This window comes from Bacillus sp. SKDU12, assembly GCF_010093085.1.
Taxonomy (GTDB): Bacteria; Bacillota; Bacilli; order Bacillales; family Bacillaceae; genus Bacillus; species Bacillus mexicanus.
In genome coordinates this window covers 51,133-71,146 of the sequence record NZ_MSRC01000022.1, presented here as the reverse complement: position 1 = coordinate 71,146, position 20,014 = coordinate 51,133, and the positions used below count along the sequence as shown (strand labels likewise).

At 43.0% G+C, this 20,014-nt stretch carries 17 protein-coding genes and 1 riboswitch; of the genes, 11 read left to right on the top strand and 6 right to left on the bottom strand.

The genetic code is table 11. The features are described 5' to 3' along the window. Positions 1–420 precede the first annotated feature (420 nt). Positions 421–792: a cell wall metabolism protein WalM gene (gene walM / locus BTW01_RS17685; protein WP_162104289.1), complete on the top strand. Its 372-nt coding sequence runs from the start codon at positions 421–423 to the stop codon at positions 790–792. A gap of 66 nt (positions 793–858) precedes the next feature. Beyond that, the gene (locus BTW01_RS17680) at positions 859–1,905 is read left to right on the top strand and encodes a PD40 domain-containing protein (protein WP_162104288.1); all 1,047 of its coding nucleotides are present in this window, start codon (positions 859–861) and stop codon (positions 1,903–1,905) included. A gap of 32 nt (positions 1,906–1,937) precedes the next feature. Here the strand turns inward: BTW01_RS17680 and BTW01_RS18580 are convergent, their stop codons facing one another. The 6 genes from BTW01_RS18580 to gabP form a co-directional block, all read right to left on the bottom strand. Beyond that, positions 1,938–2,096 (bottom strand): hypothetical protein, encoded by a 159-nt coding sequence (locus tag BTW01_RS18580; protein WP_225494001.1) that lies wholly within the window; start codon positions 2,094–2,096, stop codon positions 1,938–1,940. A 188-nt stretch (positions 2,097–2,284) separates the two neighbouring features. Beyond that, entirely contained in the window at positions 2,285–2,500 is a 216-nt protein-coding gene (locus BTW01_RS17675; RefSeq protein WP_162104287.1) for a cold-shock protein, read from the bottom strand. Between the two features lie 82 nt (positions 2,501–2,582). Next, positions 2,583–3,398 (bottom strand): alpha/beta fold hydrolase, encoded by an 816-nt coding sequence (locus BTW01_RS17670; RefSeq protein ID WP_162104286.1) that lies wholly within the window; start codon positions 3,396–3,398, stop codon positions 2,583–2,585. A gap of 12 nt (positions 3,399–3,410) precedes the next feature. Continuing rightward, complete coding sequence (locus tag BTW01_RS17665) at positions 3,411–4,397, bottom strand: DUF4003 family protein (RefSeq protein WP_162104285.1); 987 nt, start codon at positions 4,395–4,397, stop codon at positions 3,411–3,413. A 96-nt stretch (positions 4,398–4,493) separates the two neighbouring features. Further along, entirely contained in the window at positions 4,494–6,038 is a 1,545-nt protein-coding gene (cotA, locus tag BTW01_RS17660; RefSeq protein ID WP_162104284.1) for an outer spore coat copper-dependent laccase CotA, read from the bottom strand. Between the two features lie 151 nt (positions 6,039–6,189). Continuing rightward, positions 6,190–7,599 (bottom strand): GABA permease, encoded by a 1,410-nt coding sequence (gene gabP, locus BTW01_RS17655; RefSeq protein ID WP_162104283.1) that lies wholly within the window; start codon positions 7,597–7,599, stop codon positions 6,190–6,192. A 377-nt stretch (positions 7,600–7,976) separates the two neighbouring features. Here gabP and BTW01_RS17650 point away from each other — a divergent pair, with 377 nt between their 5' ends. The 9 genes from BTW01_RS17650 to BTW01_RS17610 all read left to right on the top strand — a co-directional run bounded on the left by BTW01_RS17650 (position 7,977) and on the right by BTW01_RS17610 (position 19,876). Next, positions 7,977–8,849, top strand: a complete 873-nt coding sequence (locus tag BTW01_RS17650; RefSeq protein WP_162104282.1) for a cation diffusion facilitator family transporter — start codon at positions 7,977–7,979, stop codon at positions 8,847–8,849. A 150-nt stretch (positions 8,850–8,999) separates the two neighbouring features. Further along, positions 9,000–9,962, top strand: a complete 963-nt coding sequence (locus BTW01_RS17645; protein ID WP_162104281.1) for an AAA family ATPase — start codon at positions 9,000–9,002, stop codon at positions 9,960–9,962. Next, positions 9,962–11,158 (top strand): DUF58 domain-containing protein, encoded by a 1,197-nt coding sequence (locus BTW01_RS17640; RefSeq protein WP_162104280.1) that lies wholly within the window; start codon positions 9,962–9,964, stop codon positions 11,156–11,158. Before BTW01_RS17645 ends, BTW01_RS17640 begins: the two co-directional genes overlap by 1 nt. A gap of 21 nt (positions 11,159–11,179) precedes the next feature. Further along, positions 11,180–13,387: a DUF4129 domain-containing transglutaminase family protein gene (locus BTW01_RS17635; RefSeq protein ID WP_162104279.1), complete on the top strand. Its 2,208-nt coding sequence runs from the start codon at positions 11,180–11,182 to the stop codon at positions 13,385–13,387. Positions 13,388–13,547: 160 nt separating this feature from the next. Then, positions 13,548–15,089: a glutamine-hydrolyzing GMP synthase gene (gene guaA, locus BTW01_RS17630; protein WP_162104278.1), complete on the top strand. Its 1,542-nt coding sequence runs from the start codon at positions 13,548–13,550 to the stop codon at positions 15,087–15,089. A gap of 107 nt (positions 15,090–15,196) precedes the next feature. Next, positions 15,197–15,730 (top strand): sigma-70 family RNA polymerase sigma factor, encoded by a 534-nt coding sequence (locus BTW01_RS17625; protein WP_162104277.1) that lies wholly within the window; start codon positions 15,197–15,199, stop codon positions 15,728–15,730. Further along, entirely contained in the window at positions 15,712–17,184 is a 1,473-nt protein-coding gene (locus BTW01_RS17620; protein WP_162104276.1) for a DUF4179 domain-containing protein, read from the top strand. Before BTW01_RS17625 ends, BTW01_RS17620 begins: the two co-directional genes overlap by 19 nt. A gap of 143 nt (positions 17,185–17,327) precedes the next feature. After that, positions 17,328–17,429, top strand: a riboswitch (purine riboswitch). A 135-nt stretch (positions 17,430–17,564) separates the two neighbouring features. Next, positions 17,565–18,887, top strand: a complete 1,323-nt coding sequence (pbuG, locus tag BTW01_RS17615; protein ID WP_162104275.1) for a hypoxanthine/guanine permease PbuG — start codon at positions 17,565–17,567, stop codon at positions 18,885–18,887. 197 nt (positions 18,888–19,084) lie between these two features. After that, positions 19,085–19,876 carry a hypothetical protein gene (locus BTW01_RS17610; RefSeq protein WP_162104274.1) on the top strand — a complete coding sequence of 264 codons (792 nt, stop codon included), beginning with the start codon at positions 19,085–19,087 and terminating at the stop codon, positions 19,874–19,876. The last annotated feature ends 138 nt before the right edge of the window (positions 19,877–20,014 follow it).

Here is a 20,014-nt window from a genome sequence, read left to right as displayed (position 1 = left end):
ATCTTTTGATATGAGTAATTCCGCACCGATCAATATGAACTGTCACAAAAACGCCTTCTTTTAAACCAAAAACGAAATGAAATTCTTATATAATATAATCTACGTTTTTTTTAAAAAACTTTGAAGAAAAAAGAGTCTAGCACACTCTTTTTTCTTTTTTTATGAGAGAGTATGAGTCGTGTATACATATTTATGAATTTGGTTTGAACAATACGGTAATGGTTCGTTCATATTGAATGCGTTTAACTACTCTATTACAATTATAACTCTAAAATTGGAATTATAATAGGATAATCTTCCATGGATTTTTTTAGCGCAGTTCTTTTTCGTTTTTGTAACAATACTGTAAGGATATTGAAATAAAAAAATCCTGGTTCTTCGTGTATAATTTTCCTAGATGTTAATAAACAGGGGGACGAAATGTTGAAGAAAGTCATTTTAGCCGCTTTTATTTTAGCAGGAAGCACTTTGGGAGCTTTCAGTTTTTCATCAGATGCCAGTGCGAAGCATGTGAACGGAAATATTACTTGGTATAATGGAGTCGGGAAAAAAGGCTCTTCTGGTAAAAAACTTGGGCATTGGGATTGTGCGACCAAGATCGGATTTGATGTGCCTAGAAACGGGACAAAAATCAGAGCTTATGCAAAAGCGAAGCCTAAAAAAGTGATTACGGTTTACAAAAATGATGTTGGCAGAATGCCTCATGCAGTTTTGGATGTAAGCCCTAAAGCGTTTAAAGCGCTTGGATACCCATTAAGCAAAGGAAAAGTATCGGGACATTACAGCTATTAATGTACATATATAATCTGTAAAGCAAGAAAAACACTTTCTTGCTTTTTCTATTGGTGGAGATAAAAGTTGAAAAAAAGAATCATCGTATTGTTAATTGTCGTGATCGCAGCTGCTGCAGCTGGTTTCGCGTTTTATGCTGTAAAGGATAAAGGCCATGAGAACGCTGCCGATATGTCAGTACATACGGAAAGCGGCGATAAGCTGCTTGTTTCAATTACGAATACCAATTTGCAGACGAAGTATTATGAAAATGACAAGGTGATCCATCAGGAGAAGCTGACGAGCTATCCGGCATTTGCTTTGGATCAAAAGCAGCAGGTGCTCTATTATACGGGCAATAATGATCAAAATGAAATGAGGCTATTTAAGCTCGATCTAAAGTCTAATAAAAAGACGATGCTTTATAAAGGTGAGGAGAGTGCCGATAGCCTGTTTTTATCAAAGGACCGTTCCGCCATCTATTTTCGTTTAGGAAAAGCGGACGAAAGCAATTTCCGGATTGCAGCTTTTGATTTGAAAACGAAGAAATATAAAAACCTTTATCCAGCAGCAAATGATCAGGATGATAGCGTCAGCAGTTTCTTTTATAACGAAAAAACCGATTCATTTGCATTGCTTCATTATTCTGTAGAAGAGGATTACGAGAAAACGGATGAAGCGAACGAAAAGGGGATCGATCCTGAACCGACAACGATTCACTTTGGGGCTGGCCATCAGAATAAATTTGATGAGCTGAAGAGTCTTGACCAGTTTATCAGCGATATTGCAGTTTCTGATGATGATAAACGTATTTTGTTTACATCATATACGCAGAAGGGCACGGCGCAAGCCGCTTCTATTCAGATGCTGAATGCGGATACGAAAAACTATAAAACCATCATTTCCAACCAAAAATCATTCAAGCTGTTAATTGACGCACAGCCGCAGTTCTCTAAGGATGGTAAGAACATCTATTTTCTTGCCGAAGCCGATGGAGCTAAAAAACTGAAGGATGAAACAGGGCGTGAAGCCAAGGTGCGGACGATTTATTCTTATAATCTTGAACATAAGACATTTAAAAAAGTGTGGGAAAACCCGAACGGCATCATCAACAGCTTTACTGTCATCCGCTAATAAAAACCACTCGGCATAGGCTGAGTGGTTTTTTAATGGACGAGTCGCAGAGTTAATGATCCAAGCCATTTAAGCAATTGGAGCAGAGGTATCGACAAAAACAGTAGTTCGACATAAGCGTTGATGGCAAGGTTCAGCTTTTTGGATCTAGCTCTTTTTCTCAAGTCTTTTTGCTGTTGGTATGTGGCCACTTTATCACCCCTTTCATATCCATATTGCACCATTCAGAAAGACGAAAAGCCCTAAACATTTAAAGTTTTGGGCTTCTTTCATCTTTCAAAGCCTCTTGCAATGAGAGGCTTTTATTCTGGATATAGAATGTGTGTCTCCGTTCGAGGATTGTTTGCTTGCAGGAGACTGCATTTGTTATAGGGAAGAGCTAGCTTGTTTTCGTTTGACTGTTGTTTTGGAGGTTCACTAATGAACGGATGCCGTCGATCATTTTGCTTCCACATAAAGGACATAATGGCGCATCATCATCACTGCTGGCAAAGTTTTTTCTGCTCCAGCCGTTGCAGTCTTCTTTTGTGCATTCCCATGTACTCACATCTTCTTTAGGCAGCGGTTCTTGATTACGTTTGTTATAGTAAGACATAAAGTCACTTCTTCCCTCATGTATTTTACTGCACATCTCTTATTGTCTCATACTTTTCCCTAATCTCCTAATTCCTTTTTCTTTATGGCTTTCCAGTCAGCTCATCTAAAAAAGAGAGAAGGGTGCTGTTAAAGGCGTCCGGCTCTTCTAAAAACGGACAATGGCTGCTTTTAGAAAAGGTGACGAGCGTCGCGTCAGGAATATTGCTGCGCAAATGTTCGCCAGCTGCTGCAGAGAAAAATTTGCGGTCTTCCCCGAAGCACAGTAATGTGGGCACATTCATATGATGAAGGGTATCCCGGTAGTCAACAGCCGTTTGGTTAAATAAAATCGTGCTTGCAATGGCTGCCGGCTGTTTGAGGATCTCTGCCAGCATCCATTCTGTTTCTGCCTCGGCCGGCGGTGCTGCGAACATATTACGGATGAAACTCTCGTAGAATGGCAGCGGATCAGTCTGAATGGCATGCATCGCTGTTTTTAAACCGTCAAAATCAAACGGGCCGTGCTCCCAGCCCTTCCATTGATAGTCGGAAGCTGATTGATCAATAATGACAGCAGCTCGTATGTTATCATTTCCAAACTGATTGAGATAATCCCATACAACGAAAGCGCCCATTGACCAGCCGGCAAGTACGACATGATCAAGCTCCATTATGTTTAGAAATTCCTTTACATCCCGGGCGTATTGAGAAATGGTATGCCCTTGAAGCACTTTTTCAGATTCGCCGTGTCCTCTAAGATCGAGACGAATACACTGATGATTGGCAGAAAGTGTTGAAAATTGTTTATGGAAAAACTGTCCGCTCATTAAAACACCGTGTACAAACAGGATTGGCGTCCCGCTCCCGTGCGTTTCATAGTATAGTCGTGTCTGATCTTCTAATGTGACGTATGGCATTTTTCCCCTCCTCTATCCGTTATGAGAATGACTGGCTGCTGTTGTGCTGATGATCGCAGCTGTCGCGGCTGCCTGCTGCGCCTGAATGACCGCTTCAATTGCAGTGTAAAGCCCTGATTCCATCAATAAGTTTTTCTCCAAGCGCTCACTGAGATAGAGGCAGACAGCAATTTTGAAATTCATGTCCTTTTGCCATTTAAATGCTTTTTCTTGGCTTAATGTTTGAGTGGTGTCCAACACGGTTTTGATATCCGGCTCTTCCAGAAATGTGAGAAGGGCAAGATCTGGATAATGATAATTCTTTGGCTTTTTGTGAAATTCCGTGATGGATTGATAGATATGTTTGCACTCAGAAGCAAGCGTTTCAGGGTCTTTTTCACTTTGTAGGGCTAGAATATGGCTAACCTGGTGTAAGTAATATCCCTTTTTAAACTTGCTGGCTGACAGAAGCTTATAGCATATTTCCGCTTTGTTTAGCGCCTGCAAACCGTTTTCGGTTTTGCCGAGCAATACGGCGAGCGGGATGTTCTGAATGGAAGTGAGGAAATAATGGTTTTTCTTCATCTGCTGGTAAACAGATAGCCCGTTGTTCATTTGTTCGCTCAGATTAGATGTTTCTGATTTGCCGGTGAGCAGGATTAGCGCGGAAAGGTACGTGAACATATCCCGATTATATCCAAGCTTCACCATTTCATTGTAGACGTCGATAAACGTATGAAACGTTTGTTTTGCTTCATGCTGAAAATGGATGTCTAAAATAGAAGCAACAGTAAAGCGGTGGTATGAATTGAGTGTTGAGAAACTGCCGACGTTTGATTTGATATAGTTGCTCACATCATAAAAGCGCTGAAAATCAAATTCTCTTTTATTTACAATATATGCAGAAGAAATGAGCATTAATATCTGATCATGTGCAACTTTCCATTTTAATTTTGATTTTAATTCAGCATAAATAGAAATGTATTGTCTTGTTTTTTCATTTAAGTCGTTCGTCTGCATAAAAAGCTCCTTTGTGCTGTTTTAATGTTATACGGAAAAAGAGACTCAAATGTTTCATATAGAAAAAACTTGCCTGTGAGAGGCAAGTTTGTCGGGTTATTTACGGGGGTCTTTTACATCCATCGGTCTCATCATGTCATAGTCTTCATGCTCAAGAATATGGCAGTGCCATACATAGCGTCCGCTGTGCGGCCCGAATGTCGCTGCAATTCTCAGCACTTCACCGGCGCGGGATTGGACGGTGTCTTTCCAGCCTTTTTCACTTGGAGACGGCGGGATTGTCGGGCCGGTATAAACCAGTTCTCCGCTTTCTTGATAACGAGCTGTATCAAATGGGCGCCGATCTAACACACGGAAGGAAATTAAATGGAGATGGATCGGATGTGTTCCGTTTGTCGGATTGATAATAGACCATATCTCAGTTGTTCCGAGTTTCGGTGCTTCAGTGACAGGGTCATGCCAGCGTTTGTTATTTAAGAGAAGAACGGGTCTGCCGTATTCATCATTAATGGCACTCAGCTTGAGTGTCCTGATATTTTGTATTCGTTCATTCTGCACTGAGGGATATGATGCAAGGTATTTCGGCTTTCTGCTTTCATCTTTTTGTGCCAATGGTTTTGTGACTCTGAATTGCATGACATTCGCATCTGTTTCAGGATTGACGTCATCACCGCCGCAGCCCGCGCTGTTTGCCAAAATGATCGATTGACCTTCGTAGGCTGTGAAGTCAATGATGATATCAAAACGTTCAGCAGGAGCAAGGCTGAAAGAGTTCAGTTTTACGGAGCGCGGCAGAAGTCCGCCGTCTGAACCAATTTGAATCACTTCCCCGCCATTATCGAGTGATAAGTTATAGGTTCTTGTATTGGAGGCATTGATGACGCGGAACCGGTATTTTCTTGGTTCGACCTCCAAGTAGGGCCATACTTTCCCGTTGACAAGTATCGTCTCTCCGCAAAAACCCGGGATGATTGAGGGGTTAGGGAGTGAAGGGGAAGGGTCTTCCGGGCCGCTTGGATAAAACAAAGAACCATCCTCATTGATCGTGCGGTCTGTGATCAGAAGCGGCACGTCGTATTCGCCGGAAGGCAGCTTAAATCGTTTTTCCTTTGGATCATGAATGATGTAAGCACCGAGAAGTCCCGCATAGACATTCAGCCTGGTAATCGCCATGGCATGATCGTGATACCACAAAATAGCACCGCGCTGCTGATTCGGATAATGATAAACCTCTCGCTTAAAATAGGGGCCTGTTTGTTCAAAGTTTTTTGTGAACCAGGCTTCCGGATATCCGTCACTATCTTCCGGTGTGGCGCCTCCGTGTAAATGAACAACGGTTTTCACTTCAGGCTCTTCATGCTGGCTGTCACTATCGTGAATGGTATGGTCGACCGGCAGAAAATGTTTAGAAGGAAGGTTGTTCATCCATTTTACATAAACGTTTTCGTTTCTTTTGACCTCGATGGTAGGCCCGGGAAATGAGCGATTATATCCCCACATGCGGGTCGGGGGGAGATCGCGGTGAAGCTGATGAGTGAATTCCTCCATTGTGACTTCATAGTATGTCTTTTCTTTTGTTTGCTGTACTGGCTTTAGGGTATCTGGGATTGGGAGAGCATCCGCAAATTTTTCAAGTGTCATTTTCATCGTCCTTTTCTAAATTTACCGAAATGGTAATATAGTTAATGATAATAAGGACGAAGTGGTTACAAAAAAATCAGTGTCCTCCCGCCTATCTGAAGAAGAAAGAACAAAATCCTAAACGGTTATCCGTTTAGGATTTTGTTCAGTATTATGGCAGGATGTCAGGCTGTTGCTGTGAGACTGGCTTGGCAGCAGCCTGCTCGCTTACCTTGCGCTTTTTGAACACAAGATAAGAAATCAAAACGATTCCCGTAATGACGCCTGTCAGCAGCAGCTCGTCTCTCATGGAACGAATAAACGCCATAGACACTAAAATTCCGCAGATGGCGATGATGGTCAAGTAGGTTAGGTAAGGGAAAAACCACATCTTGATCTTTAATGCTTTTGGGTTTGTTTTTTCGAGTTTTTGGCGCATTCTCAGATGGGAAACGGCGATGACAAGATAAACGAGTAGAGCAATTGCGCCTGATGAGTTGACTAAAAATAGAAAGACGGAGTCAGGTGAAAAGTAGTTCATGACGACCGCAATATAAGAGAAAATTGTTCCGGCGACAATGGCTTGTACGGGAACGCCTTTTTTGCTCAATTTCATAAAACGGCGCGGCGCTTCATTTCTTTCCGCAAGTGAATACAGCATTCTGGATGTGGTGTACAAACCTGAATTTAAGCAAGAGAGTACGGCTGTGAGGACGATAAAGTTCATAATCTGGGCGGCTGCCGGCACGCCGATATGTGAGAGTACAGCGACGAAAGGGCTTTCTAAAATATTTGCTGAATTCCAAGGCAAAAGCGCAACGACAACAGCGATAGAGCCGACGTAAAAGACAATGATGCGCCATACAACGGATCGGGTCGCTTTTGTCACCGATTCGATCGGATTAGATGTTTCTCCCGCTGCAATCGCAACAATTTCTGTTCCCATAAAGGAGAAGATGACAACGACAATGCCCAGCAATACGGAGCTGACACCTTTCGGGAAAAATCCGCCTTTGCCTGTCATATTGGATAAACCGACTGGCTCACTGCCTGGCGCAAAACCAAAAATAAAAGCAAAACCAACGATGAGAAAAGCGATAATAGTAACAACTTTAATCAGGGAGAACCAATATTCAAACTCACCGAAAGATTTAACGGAGTAGACATTTGTCAAGGTGAGTACGATCGTCAAGATCAAACTTGTCAGCCACAGCGGAATATCATGAAACCAATATTGAATAATGCCGGCACCGGCGATTGCTTCAATCGCGATGACAATGACCCAGAAAAACCAATACAGCCATCCGATTGTAAAGCCTGCCCACGGTCCGATGGCATCATGAGCGTATTGAGAAAATGATCCGCTCGTTGGGTTAACGGCAGACATCTCACCAAGCATTCTCATAATAAAAATCACCAATAATCCGGCTAACGCATAAGAGACAACGGCACCAGGACCTGTGGAGTGAATCACTGAACCGCTGCCTACAAAAAGGCCGGCTCCAATCACGCCGGCGATTGAAATCATGGTCATATGGCGGGTTTTTAATCCTTTTTTTAATCCTGATTGAGCTTGGTTCATAAGCTGCCTCCTTTAAGAATGAATTTGTTACTGAATATTATGATAATTGAAACCTTATCACAAATATACATTTTGTCGAAAATTCGTGTGAGAAAATATAACGATTTATTTCAAATTTGTAGGGTTTAGTCAACGGTATTTCCAGTCATTCTTGGAATAATAGAAAAGATATTTCCGCAGGCGGCTGTCATTTTTTAAGATACGGGGGATCACAAATGTGAAGAGATTTTTTAAAAGAGATCATAAGTTGGTGCAGAGAATAAATGTTCCGCCGTCTCTATTTTTCTGCGGCGGGTGAATCATGTTTCTGTAGACCCACTGCGCTTCAGCTTTGTATCATAATAATAGATGACGAAAGGCGGAGAGGTGGGTTTTACATGGAGAGATATGATGAACTGAAAAAGGGAGAAACCGGAGCCCTGATCAGTATTGCCGCGTATCTTATCCTATCTGCGGTGAAGCTGATGATCGGTTATCTTTTTCATTCGGAAGCACTTACGGCGGACGGTTTGAATAACACAACTGACATTATTGCTTCTGTCGCGGTACTGATCGGCTTGCGTATCTCTCAAAAACCCCCTGACGAAAATCATCCATACGGCCACTTCCGTGCAGAAACGATCGCATCGCTTATCGCCTCTTTTATTATGATGGCTGTCGGATTGCAAGTGCTGTTCAGCGCCGGGGAATCTATTTTTTCTGTTAAACAAGAAACGCCGGATATGATTGCGGCTTGGACGGCCGCGGGCGGGGCAGCTTTGATGATGGCAGTCTATCAATATAATAAAAGGCTGGCCAAAAAGGTGAAGAGCCAGGCTCTTCTTGCCGCGGCGGCTGATAATAAATCAGATGCATTTGTCAGTATCGGCACGTTTATCGGAATCGCGGCTGCGCAATTCCGCCTTGCTTGGATCGATACGGTAACAGCGTTTGTGATCGGTCTTCTTATTTGCAAAACGGCGTGGGATATTTTTAAAGAATCATCTTACTCTTTGACAGACGGCTTCGACGTAAAGGACATGTCAGCTTATAAACAGACGATCGAAAAGGTATCGGGTGTGAGCCGCTTAACAGATATTAAAGCGAGATATGTGGGCAGTACGGTATACGTAGACGTGGTAGTTGAGGTATCGGCAGATTTAAATATGATAGAGAGTCACGATATTGCCAATGAAATTGAGCGGAGAATGAAGGAGGAGCATGCGATTGATTATTCACATGTCCATATGGAGCCTTTAAAATACAAGTAATCAAGCTTTCTGTGACAGTTGCTCTTTTGTGTGATTTGACCTGCTGGATTGGAATTAATTTACTAGAATCGTTTTTTTATACAAATCGCTTTTTGTGGTAAAGTTAGGTTACTAATATGAAGAATTTTGTAGATGACTAGGAGGAAAAGAATGGCATACCAAGAAGACCTGCACCCTTTGCTGGGGAAAGCAGTTGAACATATTAATAGAGTAATGGTTGGAAAACGAGACATCGCCATACTCAGCTTAGCAGCCATTCTTGCCAAAGGGCACGTGCTGCTTGAGGATGTACCCGGAGTCGGTAAAACGATGATGGTTCGCGCGCTGGCAAGGTCAATCGGCGCTGATTTTAAAAGAATCCAATTCACACCGGATTTGTTGCCGTCTGATGTAACCGGCGTTTCCATCTATAATGCGAAAACGATGGAATTTGAATACCGTCCCGGCCCGATTATGGGAAATATCGTGCTTGCTGATGAAATCAACCGCACTTCTCCAAAGACACAGTCAGCTTTGCTTGAAGCGATGGAAGAGGGAAGTGTAACGGTGGATGGCCATACGATGCCGCTTGACGCTCCGTTTTTTGTGATGGCAACCCAAAACCCGGTTGAATATGAAGGGACCTATCCTTTGCCAGAAGCCCAGCTTGACCGTTTTCTATTCAAACTTCGCATGGGTTATCCGTCCTTTCATGAGGAGCTGGACGTCTTATCTCTTCAGGAAAACAGCCATCCGATTGAGACGCTTGAACCGGTCCTTGCGAAAGAAGACTTCATCCGTTTACAGCGGGAAGTGCAGAATGTCCGGGCTGATGACAGCATCAAGGAATATATTGTTGAAATTGTGCAGAAAACGAGACAGCACGCTTCTATTCAATTAGGCGTCAGTCCGCGCGGATCAATTGCTCTCATGAAAGCGGCACAGGCATACGCACTGATGCATCATCGTGACTATGTTATTCCGGATGATATTCAATATTTGGCTCCTTTTACGCTGCCGCACCGGATGCTGCTAAACCCTGAGGTGAAATTTGAAGGGATTCAGGCAGAAGTGATTGTAAGGGAGATTATGTCCGCTGTGAAGGTGCCGGTTCAAAGGCCGTCGATCCGCTGATGAAGAAGAAATTTCAATGGTTTGTATATGGATGGAAGCTGATTGTATTAACGTTCTTAACGGCTGCTGTTTTTTCCTATGCGATGTTTCAGGGCGGCTTTGTCAGCTGGTTTTTGTTTTACGCGTTTCTCCCGTTTGTCGTGTATGCCGGTCTGCTGGCATTGTATCCGCTCCGCTCTTTTCAGGCTTCACGGCAAATGGCTAAAACACAATTGCATGCAGGGGACAGGCTGAGCGTAACAGTTACGCTGAAAAGGAAGCTGCGGTTTCCTCTCATGTATATGGTGATTGAAGACTGCCTGCCAGAAGGAATCAGCTCATTGAACCGATCCGAAGCCGCGGCCAAACGGCTCGTTTTTCCTTGGTTTCAACGGAGTATGACGATGACGTATGAATTACCTCGGTCACCGCGCGGAGAGCATCACTTTCATGCTGTCAGAGTGCGAACCGGAGATATTCTCGGTTTGGTTGAAAAAACGGCTTTTTATGATCTGAAAGATATCCTATTTGTGTATCCATCTTTTCAGCGTCTTCCTTATCAAGTAAATGAGAGGCATCAGGAAGACGGTGTAAGCGGTTCTTCTCCAATTCATCAGCACCATTCCACAGTTGCAGCAAGTGTGCGGAATTATCAGCCGGGCGACCGGTTTGCTGCATTAGACTGGAAAACGTCTGCGCGGCGGAGCCAGCTGATGACGAAGGAATTTGAACCGTCTCGAAGTAAAAATCTTTTTCTGCTGATGGACCGCTTTCCCTCTGAAGCATTCGAAGAGGTTGTGTCTGTCACAGCTTCAATTCTTCATTCTGTTTTAAAAAACGGTGTGGGGGCAGGCCTAGCTTCAGTCGGAAAAGAAAAAACGATTTTTCCTATTCGAGAGGGGGAGCATCATTTTCAGCATATGCTTCGGCATTTAGCTGTCGTCCATGGTGATGCGGCTGACCCAGTAAGCCGATATGTACGTGAAGAACTGAGTAAGCCGTCTGTCCGCCAGGCTGACAAAGTGATCGTGACGGGACAGGTCACGGAAGATTTGCTGACTATCCCAGAAATCGGTGGCGGCCGCGTTACGGTCATACTGGCAAAAGAGAAGGGTGCTGAGCTTTCTCAAGCTGAAAAAGTCATGATCGAGCGGATGGTGAAACGTCGAATCAGCGTCCAGGTCATGAGAGGCGGGCAAGTTTCGCGTGTTGTTTAGAAAGAGAGGTGGCGGATGCACATGCCGCACGATGATCTGAAGGGAAGCCGTTTGAGCTTGCTGTTATTTTATTTTTTGGCATTTTTATTACTGTGGGAGTGGCTTAGACCGCTGGACAGTTTTACAGATACGAAACATACGGGCTTTTTTAGTGTCTTTATCGCTTTGACATTTCTGCTGACTTTTTTTCGGATGAGATGGTTTGTCACTGTTCCTTTTAGTGTGTTATTTACGTTGATCTCGATACACATTTTGTTTTATCAAGGTTCTATATTTGACTTGAGCTGGATCAGCTCTTTTTTACAGGATGTCTATTTGAATATCACGCTGATTCAATCAGGGCAATGGAATGACATGATTCCTTCGTTTCGGACTTTGTTATTTTTTATATTGCTGTGGCTGCTGGTCTATCTCCTTCATTATTGGGTGATTTACCAGAGAAAAACTTTGTTTTTCTTTATGATGACAGTTGCGTATATTACGATTCTTGATACCTTTACGCCATATGATGCCACTTTTGCCGTCATCCGTATCGTGCTGATCGGCTTCTTTATGCTGGGCCTTTTATATTTAGACCGCATAAAGCTGATGGAAAGAATCACACTGCCAAAAACATCTGTCTTGAAATGGTTTCTCCCTTTATCTATATTGATTTTGATTGCGGTGGGATTCGGACTTGCCGCCCCAAAATCAGATCCGGCTTGGCCTGATCCGGTGCCTTTTCTCAAAAAAATCACGAATCAAAATCAGGTACCGGCTGGAGAAAGCAAAATCGGATACGGAAACCACGATGAATCACTCGGCGGCCCATTCCAGCAGGATAATACAACTGTTTTAACCTGGCAGGGAAAAAAGCGTACGTATTTCCGTGTGGAAACGAAGGATACGTATACAGGAAAAGGCTGGGTCGAAACAGATACAGGCATGTCATATCAGCTTAGCGGAGGAAACGTTGAAAATCTTTGGTTTGACCATAAGGTTGCGACAGAGCGAAAAGTTGTCCGTGTGAAAGTTGATGAGCACTACGGGTACAACCATGTGATGTATCCGATCGGTGCAAAAGTCATTCAGCCAAAGCAGGCTGTCTCACTTGAAATGAACGGGAACACAGAACAGATTTCTCCGATCAATGAACAAGTAGGCAAAATCAGAAACATGGGAACCTATACGGTGACGTACAATTCGCCTGTCTACAAACTGGATGAGCTGAGAAAGGTAAAAGTGAGAAACAAAAGCGATGAATACACATTCAGCGATCGTTATATGCAGCTGCCAGATTCACTGCCAGAGCGGGTGAAATCACTCGCGACCAAACTCACTCAGGATCACGATAATATGTTCGATAAGGTGAAAGCGATTGAGGATTATTTAGGATCCAATGCATTCACATATGAAACAGAAAAAGTGACTGTTCCTAAAGATGGTGAGGATTATGTCGATCAATTTCTGTTTGAAACGAAGATGGGCTATTGTGATAACTTTTCTTCCGCCATGGTGGTGCTCCTGCGTTCAGCCGGCATTCCGGCCCGCTGGGTAAAGGGGTATACATCCGGCCAATATAAAGCAGCAGGAAACAAAAACGGCAGCATCTACAAAGTGACAAATAACAACGCCCATTCCTGGGTAGAGGTGTATTTCCCTGAACAGGGCTGGGTCACATTTGAGCCAACGAAAGGGTTTACGAATCCAGCTGAGTTTACTTCTTCTGACACAAAGAATTCCGGCAGCGAAAGAAGCGGCTCACCGGAGAAGACGAAAGAAGAGCAGAAAGATGAGAAACAACAGCAGAAAAAAGAAGAAAAACAAAAGGAACAACGGGAGCCGGCTGTTTCTAAAAAGCCGTCCGCGTCCCATACAAATACGGGCTGGTACTTAGCGTTCGCCGTCCTTACAGTCATCCTGTCGGCAGCGGTATTGCTGTATGTTTTCCGTTCGCTATGGATTCCTGTTTTTGTTGCGGGAAAGCTGAAGCGGCGCAGCGATGAGCACGTGTTTTTTGAGGCATATGGCGCACTGCTGAAACAGCTGAGGAGAAGAGGACTGCCGAAGCGAGACAGTGAAACGCTGCGTGATTATGCAAAACGAATCGATGGAAAATACGACTCAAAAGACATGTCAAAGCTGACATTACGCTATGAACGGGCGCTTTATCGAAATGATGATTCGGCAGCGCTTTGGAATGATTCCAGTGAGTTATGGGAAAATTTAATTAAAAGAAGATGGTCTTGACCGCTTATCAACGTGTTGTTAGAATTAGTGGATATTATCGGAGTCTGGGAACGAGTTGCCGGACTCCGGCAAACGGCCTTGCCAAAGAGGGCGGAGCGGCTTCATATCTGTCCTCGTTTTTTTCTGTGTCAAAAAACTTAGAGGAGATTAGGTGACAACCATGACAAAGTTAGTGAATGAAATGATTCTTGTCCTTGATTTCGGCAGTCAGTATAACCAGCTGATTACACGCCGCATCCGTGAGTTCGGTGTGTACAGTGAGCTGCATCCCCATACATTGACGGCTGAAGAAATTAAAGAAATGAATCCAAAAGGAATTATTTTATCCGGCGGTCCAAACAGTGTGTATGATGAAAACTCTTTCCGCTGTGACGAGAAAATCTTCGAGCTTGATGTTCCTGTTTTAGGAATTTGCTATGGCATGCAGCTGATGACTCATTACCTTGGCGGGAAAGTTGAAGCGGCAAGCCAGCGCGAATACGGAAAAGCAAACATCCGCATCGAAGGCACACCTGATTTGTTCAAAGATCTTCCGAACGAACAAGTGGTTTGGATGAGCCACGGCGATTTGGTTGTAGAGGTTCCTGAAGGCTTCACTGTTGACGCGACAAGCCATCACTGCCCGAATTCAGCGATGAGCAAAGCGGACAAGAAATGGTACGGCGTTCAGTTCCACCCGGAAGTGCGCCACTCTGAATACGGCAATGATCTTTTGAAAAACTTTGTATTTGGCGTTTGCGATTGTGAAGGCAAATGGTCAATGGAGAACTTTATTGAAATCGAAATGCAGAAAATCCGTGAAACGGTCGGAGACAAGCAGGTTCTTTGCGCGCTAAGCGGCGGTGTTGATTCCTCTGTTGTTGCTGCTTTGATTCATAAAGCGATCGGTGATCAGCTGACTTGTATCTTTGTAGATCATGGTCTTCTCCGTAAAGGCGAGGCTGAAGGTGTCATGAAAACATTCAGCGAAGGCTTTAACATGAACGTAATTAAAGTAGACGCAAAAGACAGATTCTTAAATAAACTTAAAGGTGTTTCTGATCCTGAGCAAAAACGCAAAATCATCGGTAATGAATTCATTTACGTGTTTGATGATGAAGCGGACAAGCTCAAAGGCATCGACTACCTTGCACAAGGAACGCTTTACACAGATATCATCGAGAGCGGTACAGCAACGGCGCAAACGATCAAATCTCACCACAATGTCGGCGGGCTTCCTGAAGACATGCAGTTTGAACTGATCGAGCCGTTAAACACGCTTTTCAAAGACGAAGTGCGCGCGCTTGGCACAGAGCTCGGCCTTCCGGATGATATCGTATGGCGCCAGCCTTTCCCAGGACCGGGACTCGGAATCCGCGTTCTTGGCGAAGTAACAGAAGAAAAACTGGAAATCGTTCGCGAATCTGATGCGATTCTCCGTGAAGAGGTTGCTAATCATGGGTTAGAGCGTGATATCTGGCAATACTTCACTGTTCTCCCTGACATCCGCAGCGTTGGTGTTATGGGTGACGCAAGAACATATGATTACACAATCGGAATCCGCGCCGTTACATCAATCGACGGCATGACATCTGACTGGGCGCGTATCCCATGGGATGTGCTGGAAGTCATTTCGACACGTATCGTAAACGAAGTGAAGCACATTAACCGCGTGGTGTACGATATTACAAGTAAGCCGCCTGCGACGATTGAGTGGGAATAAGTAAATAACTAATAGAAAAACGTCCCTTTTACAAAAAGGGGCGTTTTTTTATCTTTTTGAAACCGTTTCGGCAGTTTTCGTATCTAACAACATAGGAGGTGGATAAGGTGAAGGAAGAAAGATTGATTACAAAGGCGAGAAAAGGAAATACTCGAGCCTTTGAAAAGCTTATGCTGGCACATCAAGATACTTTATATAAAACAGCTTATCTCTATTTGAGAAATAAAGAGGATGCACTTGATGCTGTACAGGAAACGGCTTATAAAGCTTTTATGAATATAGAAAAACTAAAAGAGCCAAAGTATTTTTTAACATGGCTAACCCGAATATTGATCAATTCCATTTTTGCCATGAATAAAAAGAAAGGCGATTTGGTTCCGTTTGAGCAGCAGCATGATACTGGAACCGATCAAGCCAATATTGAGGAATACATGGATTTGCGAAATGCGATTGATTCACTTGATGAACATGTTCAGCTCACGATTCAGCTCTATTATTTTCAAGATTATTCGATTTCAATGATAGCTGAACAAACGGGAATGGCAGAAGGCACGATCAAAACCCATTTACATAGAGCGAGAAAAGCATTGAAGCAGGAGCTGGAAAAGGAGGACCAAAATAAATGGACAAATACCAAGTAAAACAGATGTATGACGAAATAACAGTGCCAAAGAAAGCACTCAAAAATGCAATACATCAAGCTGTCGTTCGTGCTGAAAATGACAAGAACAGCAGACGACGTTTTAAATGGGGACGAAACATTACTAATGGAATCGCTGTTGCTGCTGTGGTAGGTATACTGTATTTAACGTCCGGTCTTTTCCTGCCTTCTATAAACAAAGAGATGGGAAGCATACCCATTGTCGGCCAAATTTATAAGGAGTTTCAAGATAAAGTTGGCCTATCATTGTTTGAAAGCAATTTGGTCACAGCTTTGAATGAAAAGGCTGAATCCAGAGGAATCACCGTTTCTGTAAACAGCTCCTATTACGATGCCGGACAGCTTGTCTATAATTTTACTGTTGATAACTTCCAGTCTGATGAAAATGAGCTCAGCTATCGTGTGAGCAATTCGAGTTTTAACGATAATTTTTCAATCGATCCTGATTCTTTAAGGCTCAAAAAATTAAATAACAAACAATATGCTGGTCAATTAAGGCTTTATACAAAAGGGATAGAAATAAAAAATGGGGATACCGTGCCTTTTGTGATTACTCAGATCAATGAAATACCGGGGAATTGGAGATTTAAACTGCCGATTACCAAAAAGAAAACGAGTTATTTAGAAAGCTCAAAAGTGGTATCAGCTCATCATAATCGTTATCAATTTTCCAATATTCAAGTGGAGAACGGAAAGCTCGGATCTGTCCTTCAATTTACAATAGATTATCAAGGCATAGCAAAAAATGATACGGTGGCAATTGATGAAGTCAAAGATGATTTAGGAAACACATATGAGATGACAGAGTCAAACATCGAACTTGGAAATCGCAAAAAGGTAAACGAGAGAACGGTAAGAGTAAAAGGACAAACACTGTTAGAATCACCAATTAATCCAAAAGCGAAAAAGCTAACATTAAGAGCATATATTAAATCTGAGGCAGAGGTCAGTGAAATTGTCCCGCTAAATGCTGAGATGCCGTTTCATGTTTCAAAAACAAACCATCAAAACATAGGGATTGAAATCAATAACATGAAACAAGAAGGAAGAAAAGTATTGGTGCAATACCGCTTCACTGGAATTGATACCTCAAGCATGGACGAAAATGATTTAGTGAATATAGGTGAAACGATTGGTCTTGGTGATACGAAAAAAATGCAATCTTGGCCTGATCCAGTAGGTGATTATGAAGAAGGTTATTATTTGAAAGCAAATACAGCTAAAGTGAAAAATATGAACACAGCCGAAATGGTATCCACTTTTGAACTGGATGATGCCTATCTTGATAAGCTATCTTTAAAACATTTCGAGTTTGATAAGTATGGTCTGTATATCGATAAAGGTGTTATAAATGATCTTATTCAACCCAATCCATTCTCATTTACTGTACCAGTGCATCAGGTGAAGCAGCCTAGTGAAAAAAAGTCATCATAAGTTGAAAAGCCGTATGCAGTCATGCATACGGCTTTTTTATCATTTATACCAATTAAGTCAATAGACGAATAAACCAAATTTTTTAATAAGTAATGTTCGTTATTTATATTGTCATTTCATGTCGCAATTGGTACAATAGACGCAGAAATCAAATAAGATGAATTCGTATAATCGCGGGGATATGGCCCGCAAGTTTCTACCAAGCTACCGTAAATGGCTTGACTACGTAAACATTTCTTTCGTTTGATATAAATAAAACACGTTTATTTATTCAAACTGGAATCCGTCTGTAGTCAAGCGTCCCAAAATGTATTGGGGCGTTTTTTATTTGGCGATTTCAGGGCAGGATAAATAGCAAAGAGTGAAGGGAGTCAAATAGCGTGAAGACGTTTTTTCAGTTTGATGAGCTGGGCACCAGCTATCGCAATGAAATCATTGGCGGATTAACGACTTTTTTATCTATGGCCTATATTCTGTTCGTCAATCCGATTACGCTTGCTTTGGAGAGCGTGAAAGATTTTCCGGAGGCGCTGAGAATTGATCAGGGTGCGGTCTTTACAGCGACAGCGCTGGCATCGGCAGCAGGCTGTATTTTAATGGGATTGATCGCGAAATATCCAATCGCCATCGCGCCCGGTATGGGGCTGAACGCGTTTTTTGCATTTTCTGTCGTCCTCGGTATGGGTATTTCATGGCAGGCAGCTTTGTCTGGTGTTTTCATTTCAGGTCTTATTTTCGTTGCTCTTTCGTTAACAGGTTTTCGTGAAAAAATCATCAACGCCATTCCGCCTGAACTGAAATTGGCAGTCGGCGCGGGTATCGGCCTTTTTATTACATTCGTTGGATTACAAGGTTCAGGAATCATTTCAGCGAACTCTTCCACACTTGTCAGCATCGGAAACATTCACAGCGGCCCTGTGCTGTTAACGATTTTCGGTGTGGTTGTCACAGTTATTTTAATGGTGCTTCGCGTTAACGCGGGCGTGTTTATCGGGATGCTGTTAACAGCAGTAGCCGGCATGATTTTCGGTTTGGTTCCGGTTCCGACGCAAATTGTCGGGAGTGTGCCGAGCCTTGCGCCGACGTTCGGACAAGCGTGGCTTCATCTGCCGGATATTTTCTCCGTACAAATGCTGATCGTCATTTTAACGTTCCTGTTTGTCGGATTCTTTGATACAGCGGGTACACTTGTTGCTGTAGCGACTCAGGCTGGTTTGATGAAGGAAAACAAATTGCCGCGTGCGGGCCGCGCGCTTCTAGCTGATTCATCTTCCATTGTCATTGGCGCTGTGCTTGGTACGTCTACAACAACTTCTTACGTTGAATCAAGCTCAGGTGTAGCTGCCGGTGCCCGTTCAGGATTTGCGGCGATTGTAACAGGTATTCTCTTTTTACTTGCTACGTTTTTCTCACCGCTTCTTTCAGTCGTTACATCAAACGTAACAGCTCCGGCGCTGATTATTGTCGGTGCGCTGATGGTGGCGCCGCTTGGCAAAATTGCTTGGGATAAGTTCGAGGTGGCCGTTCCTGCTTTCCTTACCATGATCATGATGCCGTTAACGTACAGCATTGCGACTGGTATTGCTATCGGATTTATTTTCTATCCGATTACGATGGTGTGCAAAGGAAAAGCCAAAGAGGTTCACCCGATCATGTACGGACTGTTTGCCGTATTTATCCTGTACTTTATCTTCTTAAAATAAACAATGAAAACCAGCTGCCGGCAGCTGGTTTTTTTGTTGCAAAAGATAAAACCTTTTCATACGATATACCGTCATGTAGATGTGCCATTAGGCTTTATTTAAATGACTTGACTGTTCAGGAAGGCTTCGATACCTTATATAAGTGTTTTATTTTCTGAATGGTATTCCGCCGTATTTTTTTGATAGGAGTTGCTGACATGACGGAAGAAAGAAAAGAAACGTTTGAAGAAGAAGTTAACCAGCGTGAAAGAATAGATGCAGATGAAGAACCGCTATCGAGAATGTCCAGAAAGGCGAGCAGGCAAAGCAAGCAAAAGCAGAAACCGCACAAAAAACGCGGTGAATCAACTGTTAAAGACAAGCTTGCGCCTATATGGGCAGCCATCAACAGATATTGCGGTTTTGCGTTTTCGATTTTAAAATCACCGGCGAAAACCGTGGTAGCGGATGGTTTTTCTCATTATAAGTATGGTTTGATTTCAATGCTTATATTCAGTATCGTCTTTTCAATTGGAAACTGGTTTCAATTAAAGGCGAGCTGGAACCGGCCGCTCGGTTTTGGAGAACGCCATCATGCTTTTTACGACGGGTTTTTAGTCGTTCTTGTGTATTTGCTGATCTTTTTAGCGGTAATGGTCTTAGCGGTATGGGCTGTCTCCCGCTATATGATAAAGCAGCGGGTGACATTCAGAGAAGCGGCTGCCGGTTTGGGTTCATTGCTTGTACCGGTGATTGCAGTTTCTATCCTTTGGATGATTTTTGCAATCGTCAATATCTCAGTGTTGACCGTTCTGTTTACAGTGCTGATCTTGTTCTCAATCTTTTTTGCGATGGCGCTGTATGTGCAGCGTCTGCATCAAGCGGCACACGATGCACCAATTGACTATATCTATTGTGTATTTGCGGTGGTTGCCGTAGCGCTGCTGTTTGCGGCGGTGACTTGGCCATTTATATCTGAATATTTCACGGCATCGCTGATTCCGCTTTAATGAAAAAACCGGCTGTTTATAGCCGGTTTTTTCATGTCACATATTTTACAAATATATCTAAAAAACATAGTTGATTCAAAGGATTAACCCATGTATGATAAGGAAAAAGTTGTAAAATACAAACGCAAGAAGCCTTTA